Source organism: Brachymonas moutaii (nom. illeg.) (assembly GCF_049977365.1).
Classification (GTDB): Bacteria; Pseudomonadota; Gammaproteobacteria; order Burkholderiales; family Burkholderiaceae_C; genus Brachymonas.
The window spans coordinates 644423-658848 of record NZ_JBNGEN010000001.1 but is presented as its reverse complement, the minus strand read 5'-3'; the positions used below and the strand labels follow the sequence as shown (position 1 = coordinate 658848).

13 protein-coding genes and 1 tRNA gene are annotated in these 14426 nt (G+C 60.0%); 4 read left to right on the top strand and 10 right to left on the bottom strand.

Annotated features, from left to right (window positions below; translation table 11 throughout):
• Window positions 1-10: 10 nt before the first annotated feature.
• The 3 genes from ACP2WS_RS02975 to pilB are packed head-to-tail and all read right to left on the bottom strand — an operon-like array spanning window position 11 to window position 3957.
• Entirely contained in the window at window positions 11-880 is an 870-nt protein-coding gene (locus tag ACP2WS_RS02975) for a prepilin peptidase (protein WP_426459432.1), read from the bottom strand.
• A gap of 2 nt (window positions 881-882) precedes the next feature.
• Window positions 883-2163: a type II secretion system F family protein gene (locus ACP2WS_RS02970; RefSeq protein WP_374491314.1), complete on the bottom strand. Its 1281-nt coding sequence runs from the start codon at window positions 2161-2163 to the stop codon at window positions 883-885.
• Between the two features lie 48 nt (window positions 2164-2211).
• On the bottom strand, window positions 2212-3957 hold the full coding sequence (pilB, locus tag ACP2WS_RS02965; RefSeq protein WP_374491312.1) for a type IV-A pilus assembly ATPase PilB: 1746 nt from the start codon (window positions 3955-3957) through the stop codon (window positions 2212-2214).
• Window positions 3958-4127: 170 nt separating this feature from the next.
• Between pilB and ACP2WS_RS02960 the strand changes: the two genes are divergently transcribed.
• Both ACP2WS_RS02960 and ACP2WS_RS02955 read left to right on the top strand, forming a co-directional pair.
• A complete protein-coding gene (locus tag ACP2WS_RS02960) occupies window positions 4128-4874 on the top strand; it encodes a histidine phosphatase family protein (RefSeq protein ID WP_426459430.1) in 747 nt (248 codons plus the stop codon).
• 129 nt (window positions 4875-5003) lie between these two features.
• Window positions 5004-5273 (top strand): YfhL family 4Fe-4S dicluster ferredoxin, encoded by a 270-nt coding sequence (locus tag ACP2WS_RS02955; RefSeq protein ID WP_374491655.1) that lies wholly within the window; start codon window positions 5004-5006, stop codon window positions 5271-5273.
• A gap of 54 nt (window positions 5274-5327) precedes the next feature.
• Here ACP2WS_RS02955 and pth read toward each other — a convergent pair whose 3' ends face one another.
• The 7 genes from pth to ACP2WS_RS02920 all read right to left on the bottom strand — a co-directional run bounded on the left by pth (window position 5328) and on the right by ACP2WS_RS02920 (window position 11306).
• Window positions 5328-5900, bottom strand: a complete 573-nt coding sequence (pth, locus tag ACP2WS_RS02950; protein WP_426459428.1) for an aminoacyl-tRNA hydrolase — start codon at window positions 5898-5900, stop codon at window positions 5328-5330.
• Between the two features lie 123 nt (window positions 5901-6023).
• Window positions 6024-6656 carry a 50S ribosomal protein L25/general stress protein Ctc gene (locus tag ACP2WS_RS02945; protein ID WP_374491306.1) on the bottom strand — a complete coding sequence of 211 codons (633 nt, stop codon included), beginning with the start codon at window positions 6654-6656 and terminating at the stop codon, window positions 6024-6026.
• A gap of 88 nt (window positions 6657-6744) precedes the next feature.
• Window positions 6745-7719: a ribose-phosphate pyrophosphokinase gene (locus ACP2WS_RS02940; protein ID WP_374491304.1), complete on the bottom strand. Its 975-nt coding sequence runs from the start codon at window positions 7717-7719 to the stop codon at window positions 6745-6747.
• A gap of 93 nt (window positions 7720-7812) precedes the next feature.
• Window positions 7813-7889: transfer RNA gene (locus ACP2WS_RS02935), tRNA-Gln, on the bottom strand.
• Between the two features lie 43 nt (window positions 7890-7932).
• Window positions 7933-8802 carry a 4-(cytidine 5'-diphospho)-2-C-methyl-D-erythritol kinase gene (gene ispE / locus ACP2WS_RS02930; protein ID WP_426459426.1) on the bottom strand — a complete coding sequence of 290 codons (870 nt, stop codon included), beginning with the start codon at window positions 8800-8802 and terminating at the stop codon, window positions 7933-7935.
• Window positions 8799-9350 carry a lipoprotein insertase outer membrane protein LolB gene (locus ACP2WS_RS02925; RefSeq protein ID WP_426459425.1) on the bottom strand — a complete coding sequence of 184 codons (552 nt, stop codon included), beginning with the start codon at window positions 9348-9350 and terminating at the stop codon, window positions 8799-8801. The genes ispE and ACP2WS_RS02925 overlap by 4 nt, the downstream gene beginning before the upstream one ends.
• Before the next feature lie 45 nt (window positions 9351-9395).
• Window positions 9396-11306, bottom strand: coding sequence for a tetratricopeptide repeat protein (locus ACP2WS_RS02920; RefSeq protein ID WP_426459424.1), 1911 nt, complete (start codon window positions 11304-11306; stop codon window positions 9396-9398).
• A gap of 293 nt (window positions 11307-11599) precedes the next feature.
• Between ACP2WS_RS02920 and mutM the strand changes: the two genes are divergently transcribed.
• Together mutM and ACP2WS_RS02910 are read left to right on the top strand one after the other, a co-directional pair.
• Window positions 11600-12424: a bifunctional DNA-formamidopyrimidine glycosylase/DNA-(apurinic or apyrimidinic site) lyase gene (mutM, locus tag ACP2WS_RS02915; protein ID WP_426459422.1), complete on the top strand. Its 825-nt coding sequence runs from the start codon at window positions 11600-11602 to the stop codon at window positions 12422-12424.
• Window positions 12425-12489: 65 nt separating this feature from the next.
• Complete coding sequence (locus ACP2WS_RS02910) at window positions 12490-14415, top strand: dynamin family protein (protein WP_426459421.1); 1926 nt, start codon at window positions 12490-12492, stop codon at window positions 14413-14415.
• Window positions 14416-14426 lie beyond the last annotated feature (11 nt).

Here is a 14426-nt window from a genome sequence, read left to right as displayed (position 1 = left end):
GAGCAGCTGCTCAGGGAGCGAGTCCAATCAGCAGCAGGATGCGTGGGGCTCCCCACAGCCACACGGCATAGCCTCCGAGAGCGAGAAAGGGGCCGAACGGCACATAGCCTCCTTCCCGCAGCCGACTGTTGATCTTGAGCGCAATGCCTATGACAGCCCCCACGACCGATGCCAGCAGAATGATGGGAATCAAGGCCTGTGCGCCCAGCCAGGCCCCCAGTGCCGCAAAGAGCTTGAAATCGCCGAACCCCATGCCTTCCTTGCCTGTGGCCAGCTTGAAGCCCCAATACACGAGCCACAGGGAGACATAGCCCAGTGCTGCACCCCATACGGCAGCCTGCAGGGAGATGCCAGTCCAGCCCATGGCACTTGCGAGCAATCCTCCCCACAGCAAAGGCAGGGTGATGTCGTCTGGCAGATAGGTGGTGTCCCAGTCGATCAAGGTCAGGCACAGCAGGGCCGCCGCAAAAGCGAACCACACCAGAGTCGATATCTGAAGGCCATAGCGCGCGAAACACAGCCATGCCAATACCGCTGTGGCAATCTCGACCAATGGATAGCGCACGCTGATGAGCGCGTGGCAGGACGAGCATTTGCCGCGCAGGACGATCCAGCTCAGCACCGGGATGTTCTCGTACCAGCGGATCACGTGCCCACAGCTCTGGCAGCGGGACGCTGGAACCATGAGGTTGAATCGTTCGGGGGCAGAAAGCTCCTCAGGGGAACGGCCCTCCTGCTGGGCTGCATATTCCGCATGCTCCTGTGCCCATCCCGCTTCCATCATCTTGGGAAGGCGATAGATCACCACGTTGAGGAAGCTGCCGATCAACAGTCCGAAGAGGGCGGCAAGGCTTCCATAAAGCCAGGATTCATCGGGCATCATCACACCACCTGTCCCAGCTTGAAGATCGGCAGATACATGGCCACGACGATCCCGCCGATCACGGTTCCCAGCACCACAATGATGATGGGCTCCATGAGGCTGGAGATGCCGGCCACCATGTCATCGACCTCGGCTTCGTAGAAGTCGGCAGCCTTGCCCAGCATCTGGTCGATGGAGCCGGACTCTTCGCCAATGGTGGTCATCTGCAACACCATCACGGGAAAGAGCTTCTGCGAAGTCATGGCAAAGGACAGGCTGGTGCCCTGTGCCACATCCTGCTGGATGCGCTTGGTGGCATCGGCGAATACGCTGTTGCCGGCTGAGCCAGCCACCGAATCGAGCGACTCGACCAGGGGAACGCCTGCAGCAAACATGGTGGACATGGTGCGGGTCCAGCGGGCAATGATGGATTTCTCGATCAGAGGCCCGAAGATGGGCATGCGCAGCAGCAGACGGTCCATGAACTTCTGCATTTTCTCGTTGCGTCTCCATGCCTGCATGAAGAAATAGATTCCTCCGCCCAGTACGCCGAAGATCAGCCACCAGAACTTGACGAAGAACTCGCTCATGGAGATCACCATGAGTGTCGGTGCCGGGAGATCCGCGCCAAAAGAGGTGAAGACCTGCTTGAATGACGGAATGACGAAGATCATGATGATGGTTACCACCACGAAGGCCACCACCAGCACCGCGATGGGATACATGAGAGCGGATTTGATCTTGGACTTGATCCCTTCCGTCTTCTCCATGTAGGTGGCCAGACGATCCAGCAGGCCTTCGAGAATACCCGCCTGTTCGCCAGCCTCGACCAGGTTGCAGTAAAGCGCGTCGAAATACATCGGGTATTTGCGGAAGGCCTGGTTCAGCGCTGTCCCGGTTTCGACATCTGCCCGGATGGCGTTGAGCAGCTTGGTCATGTTGGGGTTTTCGCTGCCCCGGCTCACAATGTCGAAGGACTGCAGCAGGGGAACGCCTGCCTTCATCATCGTGGCCAGCTGCCGCGTGAACAGGGCAATGTCCTTGGGCTTGATCTTCTTGCCGGAACGCGCCTTGCGCTTTTTCATCTTCAGGATGCGCATGCCCTGACGTTGCAGGGTACTGCGCACCACTGCCTCGCTGGCGGCACGCATTTCTCCGCGTACGGGTTTGCCCTGGCGGTCGAGTCCTTCCCAGTCGAAAACGAAAGTCTTTACTTCTGCCGGTTTCTTGCCGGGGCGTGCACCCGAGCTGCCTGCCCTGCGTGATGCTCGACCATCGGATTTGGGTGCTGCTGTTGCCATGGGGCTCCCTGAATGTCGTGTTGTTTATGTCTGGATCGGAAATGAAAATCAGTCGTTGGTGACGGCCATCACCTCGTCGAGCGACGTGATGCCCTGCATGACTTTTTGCAGGGCTGATTGTCGCAGGGAGCGCACGCCTTCCTTTTCGGCTTGCTTGGCAATTTCGAGGGCACTGCCGTCCGCGAGGATGATTTTCTCGATCTCTTCGCTGATCGGCATCACCTGATAGATGCCTACCCGTCCCTTGTAGCCGTTGTTGCAGGCATCACAGCCTACCGCCTGATAGGGCTTCCAGTCGCCTTCGAGCTGGTCCTCGGTGAAGCCAGCTTCCAGCAGGTTCTTGCGTGGAAGCTCGATCGGCTGCTTGCACTTCATGCACAGCCGCCGTGCCAGACGCTGTGCGGTGATCAGAATCACACTGGAGGCGATGTTGAATGGCGCAACACCCATGTTGCGCAGCCGGGTCAGGGTGGTGGGGGCGTCATTGGTGTGCAGGGTGGACAGAACCAAGTGGCCAGTCTGAGCCGCCTTGATGGCAATGTCGGCCGTTTCGAGGTCACGGATTTCACCCACCATGATGATGTCCGGATCCTGGCGCAGGAAGGATTTAAGGGCCACTGAAAAAGTCAGGCCAGCCTTTTCGTTGACGTTGACCTGATTGACCCCCGGCATGTTGATTTCGGAAGGGTCTTCCGCCGTAGCGATGTTCACACCTGGTTGATTGAGCAGGTTGAGGCAGGTATAGAGGGACACGGTCTTGCCTGAACCCGTGGGGCCTGTCACCAGAATCATGCCGTAGGGGCGCTTGATGGCATGCAGCAGACGCCCCTTTTCGGTGGCGTCGTATCCCAGTGCATCAATGCCCATCTTGGCACTGTTGGGGTCCAGAATACGGATCACTACCTTTTCGCCGAACAGGGTGGGCAGGGTGCTCACCCGGAAATCGATCACTTTCTGGGGGCCGAAGCGGATCTTCATCCGGCCGTCCTGGGGAATGCGCTTCTCGGAGATGTCGAGCTTGGCCATCACCTTGATCCGGGAAGACAGTCGATCCTTGATCGCCGGCGGCGGAGAAGACACTTCCTGCAGTTCCCCGTCGATGCGGAAACGCACACGGTAGGTGTGTTCGTAGGGCTCAAAGTGCAGGTCGGATGCACGCATGTTCACGGCATCGAGCAGCATCTTGTGGAAGAACTTGACCACCGGCGCGTCATCGACGTCCACCGTACTGATTTCGTCCTTGTTGCCATCGGCGGCTTCTTCTTCGCTGATGTCATCGAAGTTGAAGTCGGTGCCCTGTACCAGCTGATTGAGATTGTCCGATACCGACTGCATCATCTCCGTCAGCATGGCGACGAGGGCGGGGTATTCCACCACGATCCAGTCCACGGGGAATTCGCTGGCGAACTTGGTTTTCTTGATGGTGACCAGATCGGTGGGATCGGGTGTGGCGACCAGAATCCTGCCGTTTCTCTTGGCAAGAGGCAGAATCTTGCATTCCGCACACAGCTTGTTGTCGAGCAGATCCATGCGCAGCTTGGATTTGTCGACGGAACGAATGTCGAGCAGGGGAAGCGCAAAGGTCTGCGCCAGAATGTAGGCCGTATCTGCCGCCGAAATGTGGTTGGCGGCAATCAGCTCTGCCAGAAAGGGGGTCTTGTTCTGTCGTGCGCGCTCTGCCAGTTCCTCTGCCGTGGATTCCTCCAGTCTGCCCCGCTGGATCAGGACGCGGGCAATACCCGGCAGGGCACTGGCCGGCATCGACTCCTTGAGGGTGGATTCTGAAACGGACATAGGGTCTCGGAAGAGGGAACGAGGGGGAGTGGGTTGCAGTCATGCGAAGAAGGAGGCCGCCATGGCCCCCTGGTTCTTGCATGAAAGGATCGGTCCCTAGTCTAGCGGGTTCACAGGCGAGATGCCCTCATGATGTAGGATTTCTGTGTTAACAATCTGACAAATGTGCCATGACCACCGATTGCCATTCTTCCTTGCAGCTGGAAATTCTGTTGATCCGTCATGGAGAAACGGATGCCAATCGCGCATTGCGATTTCAGGGGCATTCCGACGTGCCGCTCAATGTGAACGGCAAGGAGCAGGCACGGCTGCTGGGGCGCGCGTTGGATGCACAGGGAGCCTGGGCGCGGACGGTAGCGGTCTACAGCAGTGACCTGCAGCGTGCCAGGGAGACAGCCAGACTGGCTGTACAAGGACATGGCTCGTGGCGTGTGCAGCCTTGTGCAGAGCTTCGGGAGCAATGCTTCGGAGTCTTCGAGGGATTGACTTTCGCAGAAGCAGTCGAGCAGCATGCAGCAGAGGCCAGGCAGTGGAGGAAATTCGATCCTGACTATGTGCCCCCCGGAGGGGAGAGTACACGGCAATTCCATGGACGGATCATGCAAGAGCTGATGCGCATTGTCCGCTTGCATGCCGGGATGCGACCCCAGTCCTTGTCATCGGGGAATGACATTCCCGTACAGGTGCCGGCCATCATGCTCATTGTCCATGGGGGCGTCGTCGACATCGTATGGCGAGAACTGCAGGGACTTGCGCTGTCAGGGCCCCGTGTATCGCTGATTCCCAATGTGGGCATCAATCATGTCGGCTGGGATGGCCGGAAATTGTGCGCCGGAGAATGGGCTGATGCACGCCATGTGGAGACACTTGCGACACAAGCCCTCTATGATCCGCAGAAATGGGCCCTGAACGAATAGGGGCAGCCATGACAGCAACTGCAGAGCTTGCGATAATTCAGTCCTGTTCTGAATACTGCAGTGCACATGAATAGGCAGGAGCATGATCCTGGCATGCGCCTTGCACACCACGTGGGGATGGATCTGTCGATGGCATTGATGATTACGGATGAATGCATCAATTGTGATGTCTGTGAGCCGGAGTGTCCGAATTCCGCAATTCATCTCGGTGAAGAAATCTATGAGATAGATCCGGATCGCTGTACCGAATGCGTGGGGCATTTCGATGAGCCCCAATGCGTGCAGGTCTGCCCTGTTGCCTGCATTCCCCTGAACCCTGCCCGCATGGAAACCCACGAACAGCTGCTCCTGAAATACCAGCGGCTGCAGGCCGAGGCAGAGGTTTCTCCCCATCCCTGAGCTGAGCGCAAGGCAATTCGGGGAAATGCCTGCAGGAGCTGCTCAGGACGGAACTCAGTCACGGGTGTAGATGATCTTTGTCGCCTTGTCGTTTTCGCCGGCAATCAGATCGGGAATGCCCTTGAAACTATGCGAAATGGCCTGATCCACCGCGATGCGGTCATCGAGAGGAGGTTTCCTGAGTACCCAGTGCACCACTTCCGACTTCACGCCGGGGTGTCCAATGCCTATGCGCAGGCGCCAGTAGTCAGGCGTACCCAGCTGTGCGTGGATGTCTCGAAGACCATTGTGTCCGGCATGTCCGCCGCCATGCTTGAGCTTGATCTGTCCTGGCGAGAGGTCCAGCTCGTCATGCACGACCAGAACGTGGTCAGCAGGAATCTTGTAGAAACGGCACAGTGCTCCCACGGCTTGGCCTGAGCGGTTCATGAAGGTCTGTGGCTTCATCAACCAGATCTGGTGCCCCTGCACAGTGCCACGTCCAACATGCGCGAAGAAGCTCTTCTCGGGTTGCAGGCGGATATTCCAGGCGTCGCACGCCTCGTCAATCCACCAGAAGCCGGCATTGTGACGGGTTTCTTCATATTCGGGGCCTGGGTTGCCGAGACCTACGATGAGCTGAATCATGTGACTATCCAGAAAAATGCGGAATGTCTGCGAAAGCACGGTGTGCCCGCAGGGCATGCAGATACATGGCCACGAAAAAGAGCCACCCGGAGGTGGCTCTCACATCTTGGCAGCGGCCGGGGATTATTCGGCAGCAGGAGCAGCAGGTGCTGCATCGGCGGCTGGAGCGGCTGCTTCTGCTTCGTCTTCTGCGTTGGCCTTGGGGGCGGTGGCAGTCACGAGCACCAGGTCTTCATCGCCATGGAGGACGGCGGTCACGCCGTTCGGCAGGGTGATGGAGCTGAGGTGGATGGATTCACCCACGGCCAGCTTGCTCAGATCCACGGCGATGAACTCGGGCAGGTCGGCGGGCAGGCAGCTGATTTCCAGCTCAGTGGTGACGTGGTTGATCAGGCACTGTGCTTCCTTGATGGCGGGCGATTCCTCGACACCGGTGAAGTGCAGCGGCACCTTGATGTGCAGCTTCTGCGTGGCGGACACGCGCTGGAAATCCACATGCAGCACGAGCTGCTTGTAGGGGTGATACTGCACATCGCGCAGCAGCACGCGGCTGGTCTGGTCTCCGACCTGAAGCTCCAGCAGGGAAGCGTGGAAGGCTTCCTTCTTGAGAGCGTGCCACAGGGCATTGTGATCCAGCTCGATCATCTGGGGGGCAGCTTCGCCACCATAGACGATACCGGGGGTTTTGCCAGCATTGCGCAGGCGGCGGCTCGCACCCGTACCTTGCTTGGCGCGCTCAAAAGCGACGACTTTCATGGATTTTCTCCGAGAGTGGGTATGGCCGCGACCAGCGCATACCCGGTTTTATGAAGGCCCTGCACCGTCAGAGGACAGGGCCGATGGTTCAGAAAGAGCGCAGCTCTTCCTGGAACATGCTCATGACCGATTCGCCGGTGGCGATGCGGTGAATGGCTTCCGCGATGAGGGGCGCCACGGAAAGCTGACGAATCTTGGTGCAGCTCTGTGCAATGGGCGACAGCGGAATGGTGTTGGTGACAACCACTTCATCGAGTGCAGCGCCCTTGGAGATGCGCTCGATGGCAGGACCGCTGAAGACCGGATGCGTACAGTACGCATAGACGTGGTTGGCACCGCGTTCCTTGAGGACTTCGGCTGCCTTGACCAGGGTGCCAGCGGTGTCGATCATGTCGTCCATGACGATGCAATTGCGGCCTTCGATGTCACCGATGATGTTCATGACTTCGCTGACATTGGCCTTGGGACGACGCTTGTCGATGATGGCAAGGTCGCATCCCAGCTGCTTGGCCAGGGCACGCGCCCGCACCACGCCGCCCACATCGGGCGAAACCACGATCAGGTTGTCGTAGTTCTTCTGTTTCAGATCGCCGAGCAGGACCGGCGAGGCATAGATGTTGTCCACCGGGATGTCGAAGAAGCCCTGGATCTGGTCTGCATGCAGATCCATGGTGAGCACCCGATGCACCCCTACGGTCTGCAGCAGGTTGGCAACCACCTTGGCAGAGATCGGCACGCGGGTCGATCGTGGACGACGATCCTGACGGGCATAGCCGAAATAGGGGATGACAGCCTGAATGCGCTCGGCCGAGGCACGCTTGAGTGCATCGACCATGATGAGCAGCTCCATCAGGTTTTCGTTGGTGGGCGCGCAGGTGGGCTGGACGAGATAGACGTCGCGGCCGCGGACGTTCTGCTTGACTTCGACGGTCACTTCGCCGTCGGAGAAACGTCCTACCTGAATGTCGCCGAGAGTAGAGCCCAGGGATTTGGCAATTTCTTCGGCAAGGCTGGGGTTGGCGTTGCCGGTGAAGACCAGAAAATCGGAATCAGAATTGTGCATGACAGTCCCGGCTGTGCATGAGATCACCGCGATCTGAGAATGAGATGGGTGACAGCAGGAATGCGAAAAGGAATGAATGACGAAACGGCAGGATGGCAGGGGAGGAAGGATTCGAACCCTCGCATGCCGGAATCAAAATCCGGTGCCTTAACCAACTTGGCTACTCCCCTACACGGACCAGCTGCTAGAAGCAACCAGCCGTATCGCGTTTCGTTAAGCCGTGCATTGTAGCAGAGGATGGACGGCTAGATTGCTGCAGATTCTGATTTTCCAGTTTTTTTGAGGAACCCGCTGTAGGGCGGCAGGCGCATCAAAACCTTGCGGCAACCATGCAAACACTGCGCTCCCTGAACCTGTCATGCGCGGCTGCAGACCGAGGTCTGCGAGACAATCCAGTGCAGCTTGAATCTCGGGACACAGTGCGCTGGCTACAGGTTGCAGGTCGTTGTGTCCGTAAGTATACGGAGAAGTGCTTGCAACGAAGTCCTGAAGTGTAGCAGGAATTGTGTTTCGAACAAGGTCAGGTGCAGAAAAAATTTTGCCCGTGGGGGCGCCGCTTTCTGGTTTGATGACCAGGAAGCGTGCAGGAGGGAGTGCAATGGGGGTGAGACGCTCCCCTATGCCTTCCACCCATGCGTCATGTCCCAGAATGAAAAAAGGGACATCCGCTCCCAGTTGCAGCGCAAGAGTGAGTAGCTGCTGTGTATCCAGTTTCAGGTTCCAGAGGGTGTTGAGTGCGATGAGGGTGGTGGCGGCGTCAGAGGAACCGCCTCCCATGCCTGCTTCCGATGGAATGGATTTATGCAGGACGATGTCGGCTCCCATGGAGCAGCCGGTGGCCTGCTGGAGCGTATGTGCAGCCCGCACGCAGAGGTCATCGGCCGGGAGTGGAGAGGTGGTGCCGGTATCACGGCGCGTGATGGTGGCATCCTTGCGCAGGGTGAAATCGAGGGTGTCCTGCCAGTCGATGCGCATGAAGACGGACTGCAGGGTGTGATAGCCGTCTGGTCTGCGCCCGGTGACATGCAGGAACAGGTTGAGCTTGGCAGGAGCGGAAAGGCCGACGAGGGAACGGGAGCTCATGGGGTGGGTTGTGCCTGGTCGAGGATGACATGCAGGTGGGTGGTGGGCAGGGGCTGCTGGCGAAGAGCGGACAGGCGCCCCTCTCGTGCACGGCTGAGATCGGGGATCCAGCCCTGCACGGGGGTGGATTGACCATGGAGCCAGTCGAACAGGGCAGCAATGGGGATGTTTGTTCCTGTCATGTCTGTCACGAGCGTGTCGAGGCTGGCATAGGAGCGGGTGTGACCGCCCTGTTCGAGCAGGGCCTGCTGGGCTGTCCAGCTGATGCGCCCGACGGTGTTGCCGAGCGGGGAGGTCAGGCTGAGGGAGCCCTGTTCGGGTGTGCCCTGGAGCTCGAAGCCTGCAATGAAGGATTGGGGGGGATCCTGGTCGACTTTCAGTGCGATGCGTCCATGCCAGTGATTGGCCGCGGACAGGACCTCAGAGGCGTTTCCGGCATGGGGCAAGGAGGGGCGTGAAACTGCACAGCCGCTCAGGGCGAGTGCAACCAGACTGACGGCGCAGAGCAGTCGTCCGGCTCGATGGTGAGGGGAAAGCATGGTGGACATGGCGAGAGAAATCGACTGTGCTGCCGGGAGCAGGAAACCCTGCATTCAGGGGATTCTGTGTCCGGTCAGGCGCTCGATGGTTTCAAGCAGGATGGCATTGTGCGCATCCATCTTGAGGCCTTCGCTCCAGATGGCGCGTGCAGCATCGGGTTTGCCAAGACGCCAGAGCACTTCTCCGAGGTGGGCCGCGATTTCAGGCTGGGGTTCGGCCAGAAAAGCCTTGTCGAGCCATTGACGTGCTTCTTCCAGATGGCCCAGTCGATACTGGGCCCAGCCCATGCTGTCGAGAATGGCGCCGTTTTCGGGATCGAGCCTGAGGGCCTTGGCGATGAGATCATGGCCTTCCTGCACGCGCAGATTGCGCTGTACCAGAGAGTAGCCGAGGGCGTTGTAGGCTGCAGCCGATTCGGGTTTGAGTGCGATGACGCGGCGCAGGTCTGCTTCTGCGGTCGGGAGCCGATTCTGAGCCTCGCGGATCATGCCACGGGCATAGAGCAGCTCGGGATTGTCGGGGTCACTCGACAAGGCTTGGTCGAGTGTCTGCTCGGCCTGGGCATACTGCTTGGTTTTTTCCTGGATCTGGGAGATGAACAGGGCACGCAGGGCGCTGTCTGCTGCCGTCTTGTGGGGCAGTTCCTGAGCAAGCTGCAGAGCGGGTCCGTATTTCTGCTGTCTCGACAGGGCTTCGGCGCGCTGGATCATGGCCGCTGTGCGTGCACGCGGAGAGGGAATGCGTGCGATCCATTGGGCTGCAGCGGTGGAGTCGTTGCGCATGTCGGCAATCTCGGCAAGCAGCAGGTAGGCCTGGATGTCGCTTTCGGCCAGGGTGAGGCTTTGGGACAGGCGTGTGGGAGCAGGGCCCTCGGATTCGATGAGCGCAGACTCCATTGGTTTGCGGACTTGCAGGTATTTCTGCAGCGCCGCATCTGCAGCATTCCAGTGCTGGAGCTGGAATTGCAGGGCTCCCTGCAGCAGCCATACGGTGGGGTCATCAGGGTGCAGGGAGATCAGACGGTCCAGTTGGGTGACGGCGTCGTTGTAGCGACGCTGTTCCACCAGGACCTTGGCGTAGCTGATGCGCAGATCGGGGCTGGCATCGGGGCGTGCCACTTCATGCCGGATCATGTTTTCCGCTGCAGTGGCCACCTTTGGCATGGAAATGCGGCTGTTGCGCATCAGATCCAGCGCGACGAGGGAGGGGAGTTCGCGGTTGGGAACGGCGGCTCCGAGAGAGCCGCCATATACCGGGGCGGTCACCGCCTGCTGCAGGGTGGACAGGCATTCTGGATACTGACGCGCGGCCAGCTGCATGCGTGCCAGTGCGAGATTGCTTACAAAGGCAGTCTGCGCAACGCGCTGGTGCGGCTGGAGAATGGGGGCTACGATGTCCAGCGCACGCGCGGGATTCCTGGCCTGGGAGTAGAGCAGGGGCAGGGCATGAATCAGCTCCTGTCGCTTGTCTTCGGAGGCAAGCGTGAGGGCAGTCTGGAGAGGGGCTGCCGTGTCTTCCAGTCGGCCCATGAGCAGATAGATCTGCATGCGGTAGCTTTCGGCCTCGAAGTCGCTGGGGGCGGCAGCCTTCCATTCGGCCACGGTCCGGAGTGCGATATCGGGCGCACGGGCCTGCAGGGCCATGTCGGTGGCACGCGCATACAGACGGGTGTCGCCGGTACGCCGGGCGGCATCCATCAGGTAGGCGTAGGCATGCGCCGGCTGACGGTGCTGCGCATTGAGTTCCCCCACCAGTACGTCATAGGCGGCCGTGGAATTGGCGATGATGGCCTGGGTGGTGGCATCCAGCACCAGGGGGGGGCGTTCTGCTGCGGGCTTGGCTGTGCGGGCGTGTCGGTGGGGGGCAGAAGGAGCGTGTACCGGTGTGGCGTGCAGGGAAGGCGGGGCGCACAGCAAGGCGGCTGTGAGGGACAGCCCAAGGGAGAGGGAGGAACGAAGAGACATGGGCAAAAAGACAAGAGTGCGCGGAGGTCAAAAGCGGCGCGCTGGCTGTGTCCCATAATAAGGGAAGTTGATTGCGCTGACGGGGCCTCGGGCATGTGGGGTGTAAGAAGCTGTTCCTTTCCTCTTGAGGGAGGGCTGCACGGCACCAGTTGGGAGGGCAACGCGGCAGAAAGCATCCAGGCATGTACTCGTCTGGGGACATGGGCCTGCAGCGGAAGTGCGGAAATGGCGACTGGGGGCTGCATTCCCGGTATCCCGTTTCCTGTCATGCACGTTCAGAAAGGGATCGCCGTATGCCGGAATTGCCGGAAGTCGAGGTGACGCGTCGCAGTTTGCTGGGGCATCTGCCGGGGAGCAGGATATTGGCTGTGCGCATGGGCAAGCCGCTGCGCTGGCCGCTGGGCGTGGCTCCCGAGGGGCTGGTGGAGCGCCAGGTGCAGGATGTGCGCCGGCGGGGAAAGTACCTGCTGCTCGATCTGGATCAGGGCGTGCTGGTGGTGCATCTGGGCATGTCGGGGCGACTGCGCATGGATGATCGCGCAGACATGCCTCCATGGGGACCTCATGATCATTTTGAACTCGATACTACGCAGGGAGTGCTGAGGCTCAATGATCCCCGCCGTTTTGGCGCCGTGGTATATGCCGAAAGCGCGCAAGCCCCTGTGGTGCAGAAGCTGCTGGGGCATCTGGGCATGGAGCCGCTGGGTGATGCGTGTACACCCGAAAGCCTGGGGAATGCCCTGGGACAGCGACGGGCCGCCATCAAGCAGGTGCTGCTCTCGGGAGATGTAGTGGTCGGGGTGGGCAACATCTATGCCTCGGAGGCTTTGTTCAGAGCCCGTATTCATCCAGAGCAGCATGCGGATCGGCTGACAAGGCCCCAGGTCCGACGTCTATGGGAAGCCATCCGTGACGTGCTGCAGCATGCCATTGAGGCAGGGGGGTCTACGCTGCGGGATTTTGCGAGTCCGGAGGGCAGGAATGGGCACTTCCAGCTGGAGGCCATGGTGTATGGACGGGAGGGTGAGCCCTGTCGTGTGTGCGGTACACCCATTCGCATGGTGAGGCAGGGGCAGCGCTCCACCTACTTCTGTGCGCTATGTCAGCGCCGAAGATGAAGAAAAATTATGTTACGTTTTCTGTATGATTCCACGAAATCCCCCTATTTCTATGGATTGACTTCATGCTAAGCGACAAGATCGAAGGACATACCGAGTGGCGCAAGGAAATCGATCGACGGCTTGATCAGCTGCTGCGCTGGCTGGAGGCACACGAACTGTCGACGGCTGAGGCCCAGGCCCAGCTCATGCGCCTGCAGCAGCAGAACCGCAGCGACAAGCTGATGGTGGCTTTCGTGGCGGAATTCTCGCGCGGCAAGTCGGAGTTGATCAACGCCATCTTTTTTGCCGGATACGGCAAGCGCATCATGCCGGCTCGTGCCGGGCGCACGACCATGTGCCCGACGGAGCTGGGATATGACGGAACGGGCAGGGCCTGCTTGCGGCTGCTTCCCATCCACACCCGGCTCGAAGCCAAGCCCCTCCTGGAGTGGCGGCTGACTCCCGAAGAGTGGACGCAGGTTGATCTGGATGTGCATGATCCAGACCAGCTCATCGAGTCTCTGCACAAGGTGGCAGACACCATTCAGGTGACTGTGGAGGAGGCGCGTGCGCTGGGTTTCTGGAGCGATGGGGCCAAGGACAATCCCATGCAGGCGGCAGATGGCAGCGTGGAGGTGCCCAAGTGGCGCCATGCACTCATCAATTTCGATCATCCGCTGCTTCGGCAGGGTCTGGTGATTCTGGATACGCCAGGGCTCAATGCAATCGGGGCGGAACCCGAACTCACGATGAGCCTGATTCCCCAGGCGCAGACAGTGGTGTTCATCCTGGGGGCGGACACGGGCGTCACGGCATCCGATCTGGATATCTGGCGCGAGTATCTGGCGGGAGAAGGGGGCGATGATGCCTCGCGCTTTGTGGTGCTCAACAAAATCGACACGCTGTGGGATGACACGCTCAGTTCGGATTCGCAGGTGGACGAGCAGATCGAGGCACAGCGCCGGCAGTCTGCGCAGATTCTCGGAGTCCGGGAAGACCGCGTGATGACCGTCTCCGCCAAGAAGGGGCTGCAGGCCAAGGTGTCGGGAGATGCAGACATGCTGGCCCGCAGCCGCCTGCCGGAGCTGGAACAGGTGCTCGGCGAGCGCATCGTGCATCAGCGCCAGGCCATTCTGCAGGCCCGCATGGCGGCGGGAATGAGGGCCATCGAGCGTCAGCAGGAGCAGGTCTTTGCCATGCAGCGTCAGGAGCTCGATGACCAGGTGGCAGAGCTCCATGGCCTGATGGGCAAGACCGAGGCTGCCATTGACCATCAGCGCAAGCGCATTGCGGGCGAGCAGGAAGGCTTTGACATGTCGGTGGGCAGGGCCCACGCGCTGCGCGCCGTGCACCGCAAGATTCTTCAGGAAATCTTCGATCTGCTGGGCAGCAACCAGCTGCTCAAGGACATGGGGGGACTGAGGAGCGCTCTGCAGGAGTCGGGGTTCATCAAGCTCGGGGTACGCAAGGCCTACGCCACGACTTTCGAGCAGCTGAAGGCACGGGTGATGGAGGCCGATGCCAAGGCCCATGACATGCACGGGCTGTTCCAGAACATGTTCAAGCAGCTGAATACAGAATTTGCCTTCACGCTGCAGGCCGATCCGCCGCCCCGCATGGACGATTATCTGCGCCAGCTCGCAGAGATCGAGACTGGGCATGCGCACTACCTGGGAATGGGCAATCTCCTGAAGCTGTCACAGCCCGAATTCGTGGATCGGCTGCTGAGGGCACTGGTGTCGCGTCTGCGGATCGTGTTCGAGAAGGCCATGAACGACATTGAGCAGTGGAGCCGATCGGTGGCCAGTCAGATCGATACGCAGCTGCGCGAGCGCCGCCGCAGCTTCAAGCGTCGCATGAAGACGCTGGAGCGGGCAGAGTCTGCGTCCAGCGATCTCGATGGACGGATTCAGGAAATTCAGGATGCGCTGGCGGCCAATCACGCCGCAGAAGCGGAACTGCGCCGGATGATCGAAGAGCTGGCGACATTCCCAGTCCCCGCAGCCTGACGACGCACTGC

What these genes read in the sequence shown, in the direction of transcription:
- ACP2WS_RS02975 (WP_426459432.1), bottom strand. Translation starts at nt 880, where the DNA reads ATGCCCGATGAATCCTGGCTTTATGGAAGCCTTGCCGCCCTCTTCGGA.
- ACP2WS_RS02970 (WP_374491314.1), bottom strand. Translation starts at nt 2,163, where the DNA reads ATGGCAACAGCAGCACCCAAATCCGATGGTCGAGCATCACGCAGGGCA.
- pilB (WP_374491312.1), bottom strand. Translation starts at nt 3,957, where the DNA reads ATGTCCGTTTCAGAATCCACCCTCAAGGAGTCGATGCCGGCCAGTGCC.
- ACP2WS_RS02960 (WP_426459430.1), top strand. Translation starts at nt 4,128, where the DNA reads ATGACCACCGATTGCCATTCTTCCTTGCAGCTGGAAATTCTGTTGATC.
- ACP2WS_RS02955 (WP_374491655.1), top strand. Translation starts at nt 5,004, where the DNA reads ATGGCATTGATGATTACGGATGAATGCATCAATTGTGATGTCTGTGAG.
- pth (WP_426459428.1), bottom strand. Translation starts at nt 5,900, where the DNA reads ATGATTCAGCTCATCGTAGGTCTCGGCAACCCAGGCCCCGAATATGAA.
- ACP2WS_RS02945 (WP_374491306.1), bottom strand. Translation starts at nt 6,656, where the DNA reads ATGAAAGTCGTCGCTTTTGAGCGCGCCAAGCAAGGTACGGGTGCGAGC.
- ACP2WS_RS02940 (WP_374491304.1), bottom strand. Translation starts at nt 7,719, where the DNA reads ATGCACAATTCTGATTCCGATTTTCTGGTCTTCACCGGCAACGCCAAC.
- ispE (WP_426459426.1), bottom strand. Translation starts at nt 8,802, where the DNA reads ATGAGCTCCCGTTCCCTCGTCGGCCTTTCCGCTCCTGCCAAGCTCAAC.
- ACP2WS_RS02925 (WP_426459425.1), bottom strand. Translation starts at nt 9,350, where the DNA reads ATGTCCACCATGCTTTCCCCTCACCATCGAGCCGGACGACTGCTCTGC.
- ACP2WS_RS02920 (WP_426459424.1), bottom strand. Translation starts at nt 11,306, where the DNA reads ATGTCTCTTCGTTCCTCCCTCTCCCTTGGGCTGTCCCTCACAGCCGCC.
- mutM (WP_426459422.1), top strand. Translation starts at nt 11,600, where the DNA reads ATGCCGGAATTGCCGGAAGTCGAGGTGACGCGTCGCAGTTTGCTGGGG.
- ACP2WS_RS02910 (WP_426459421.1), top strand. Translation starts at nt 12,490, where the DNA reads ATGCTAAGCGACAAGATCGAAGGACATACCGAGTGGCGCAAGGAAATC.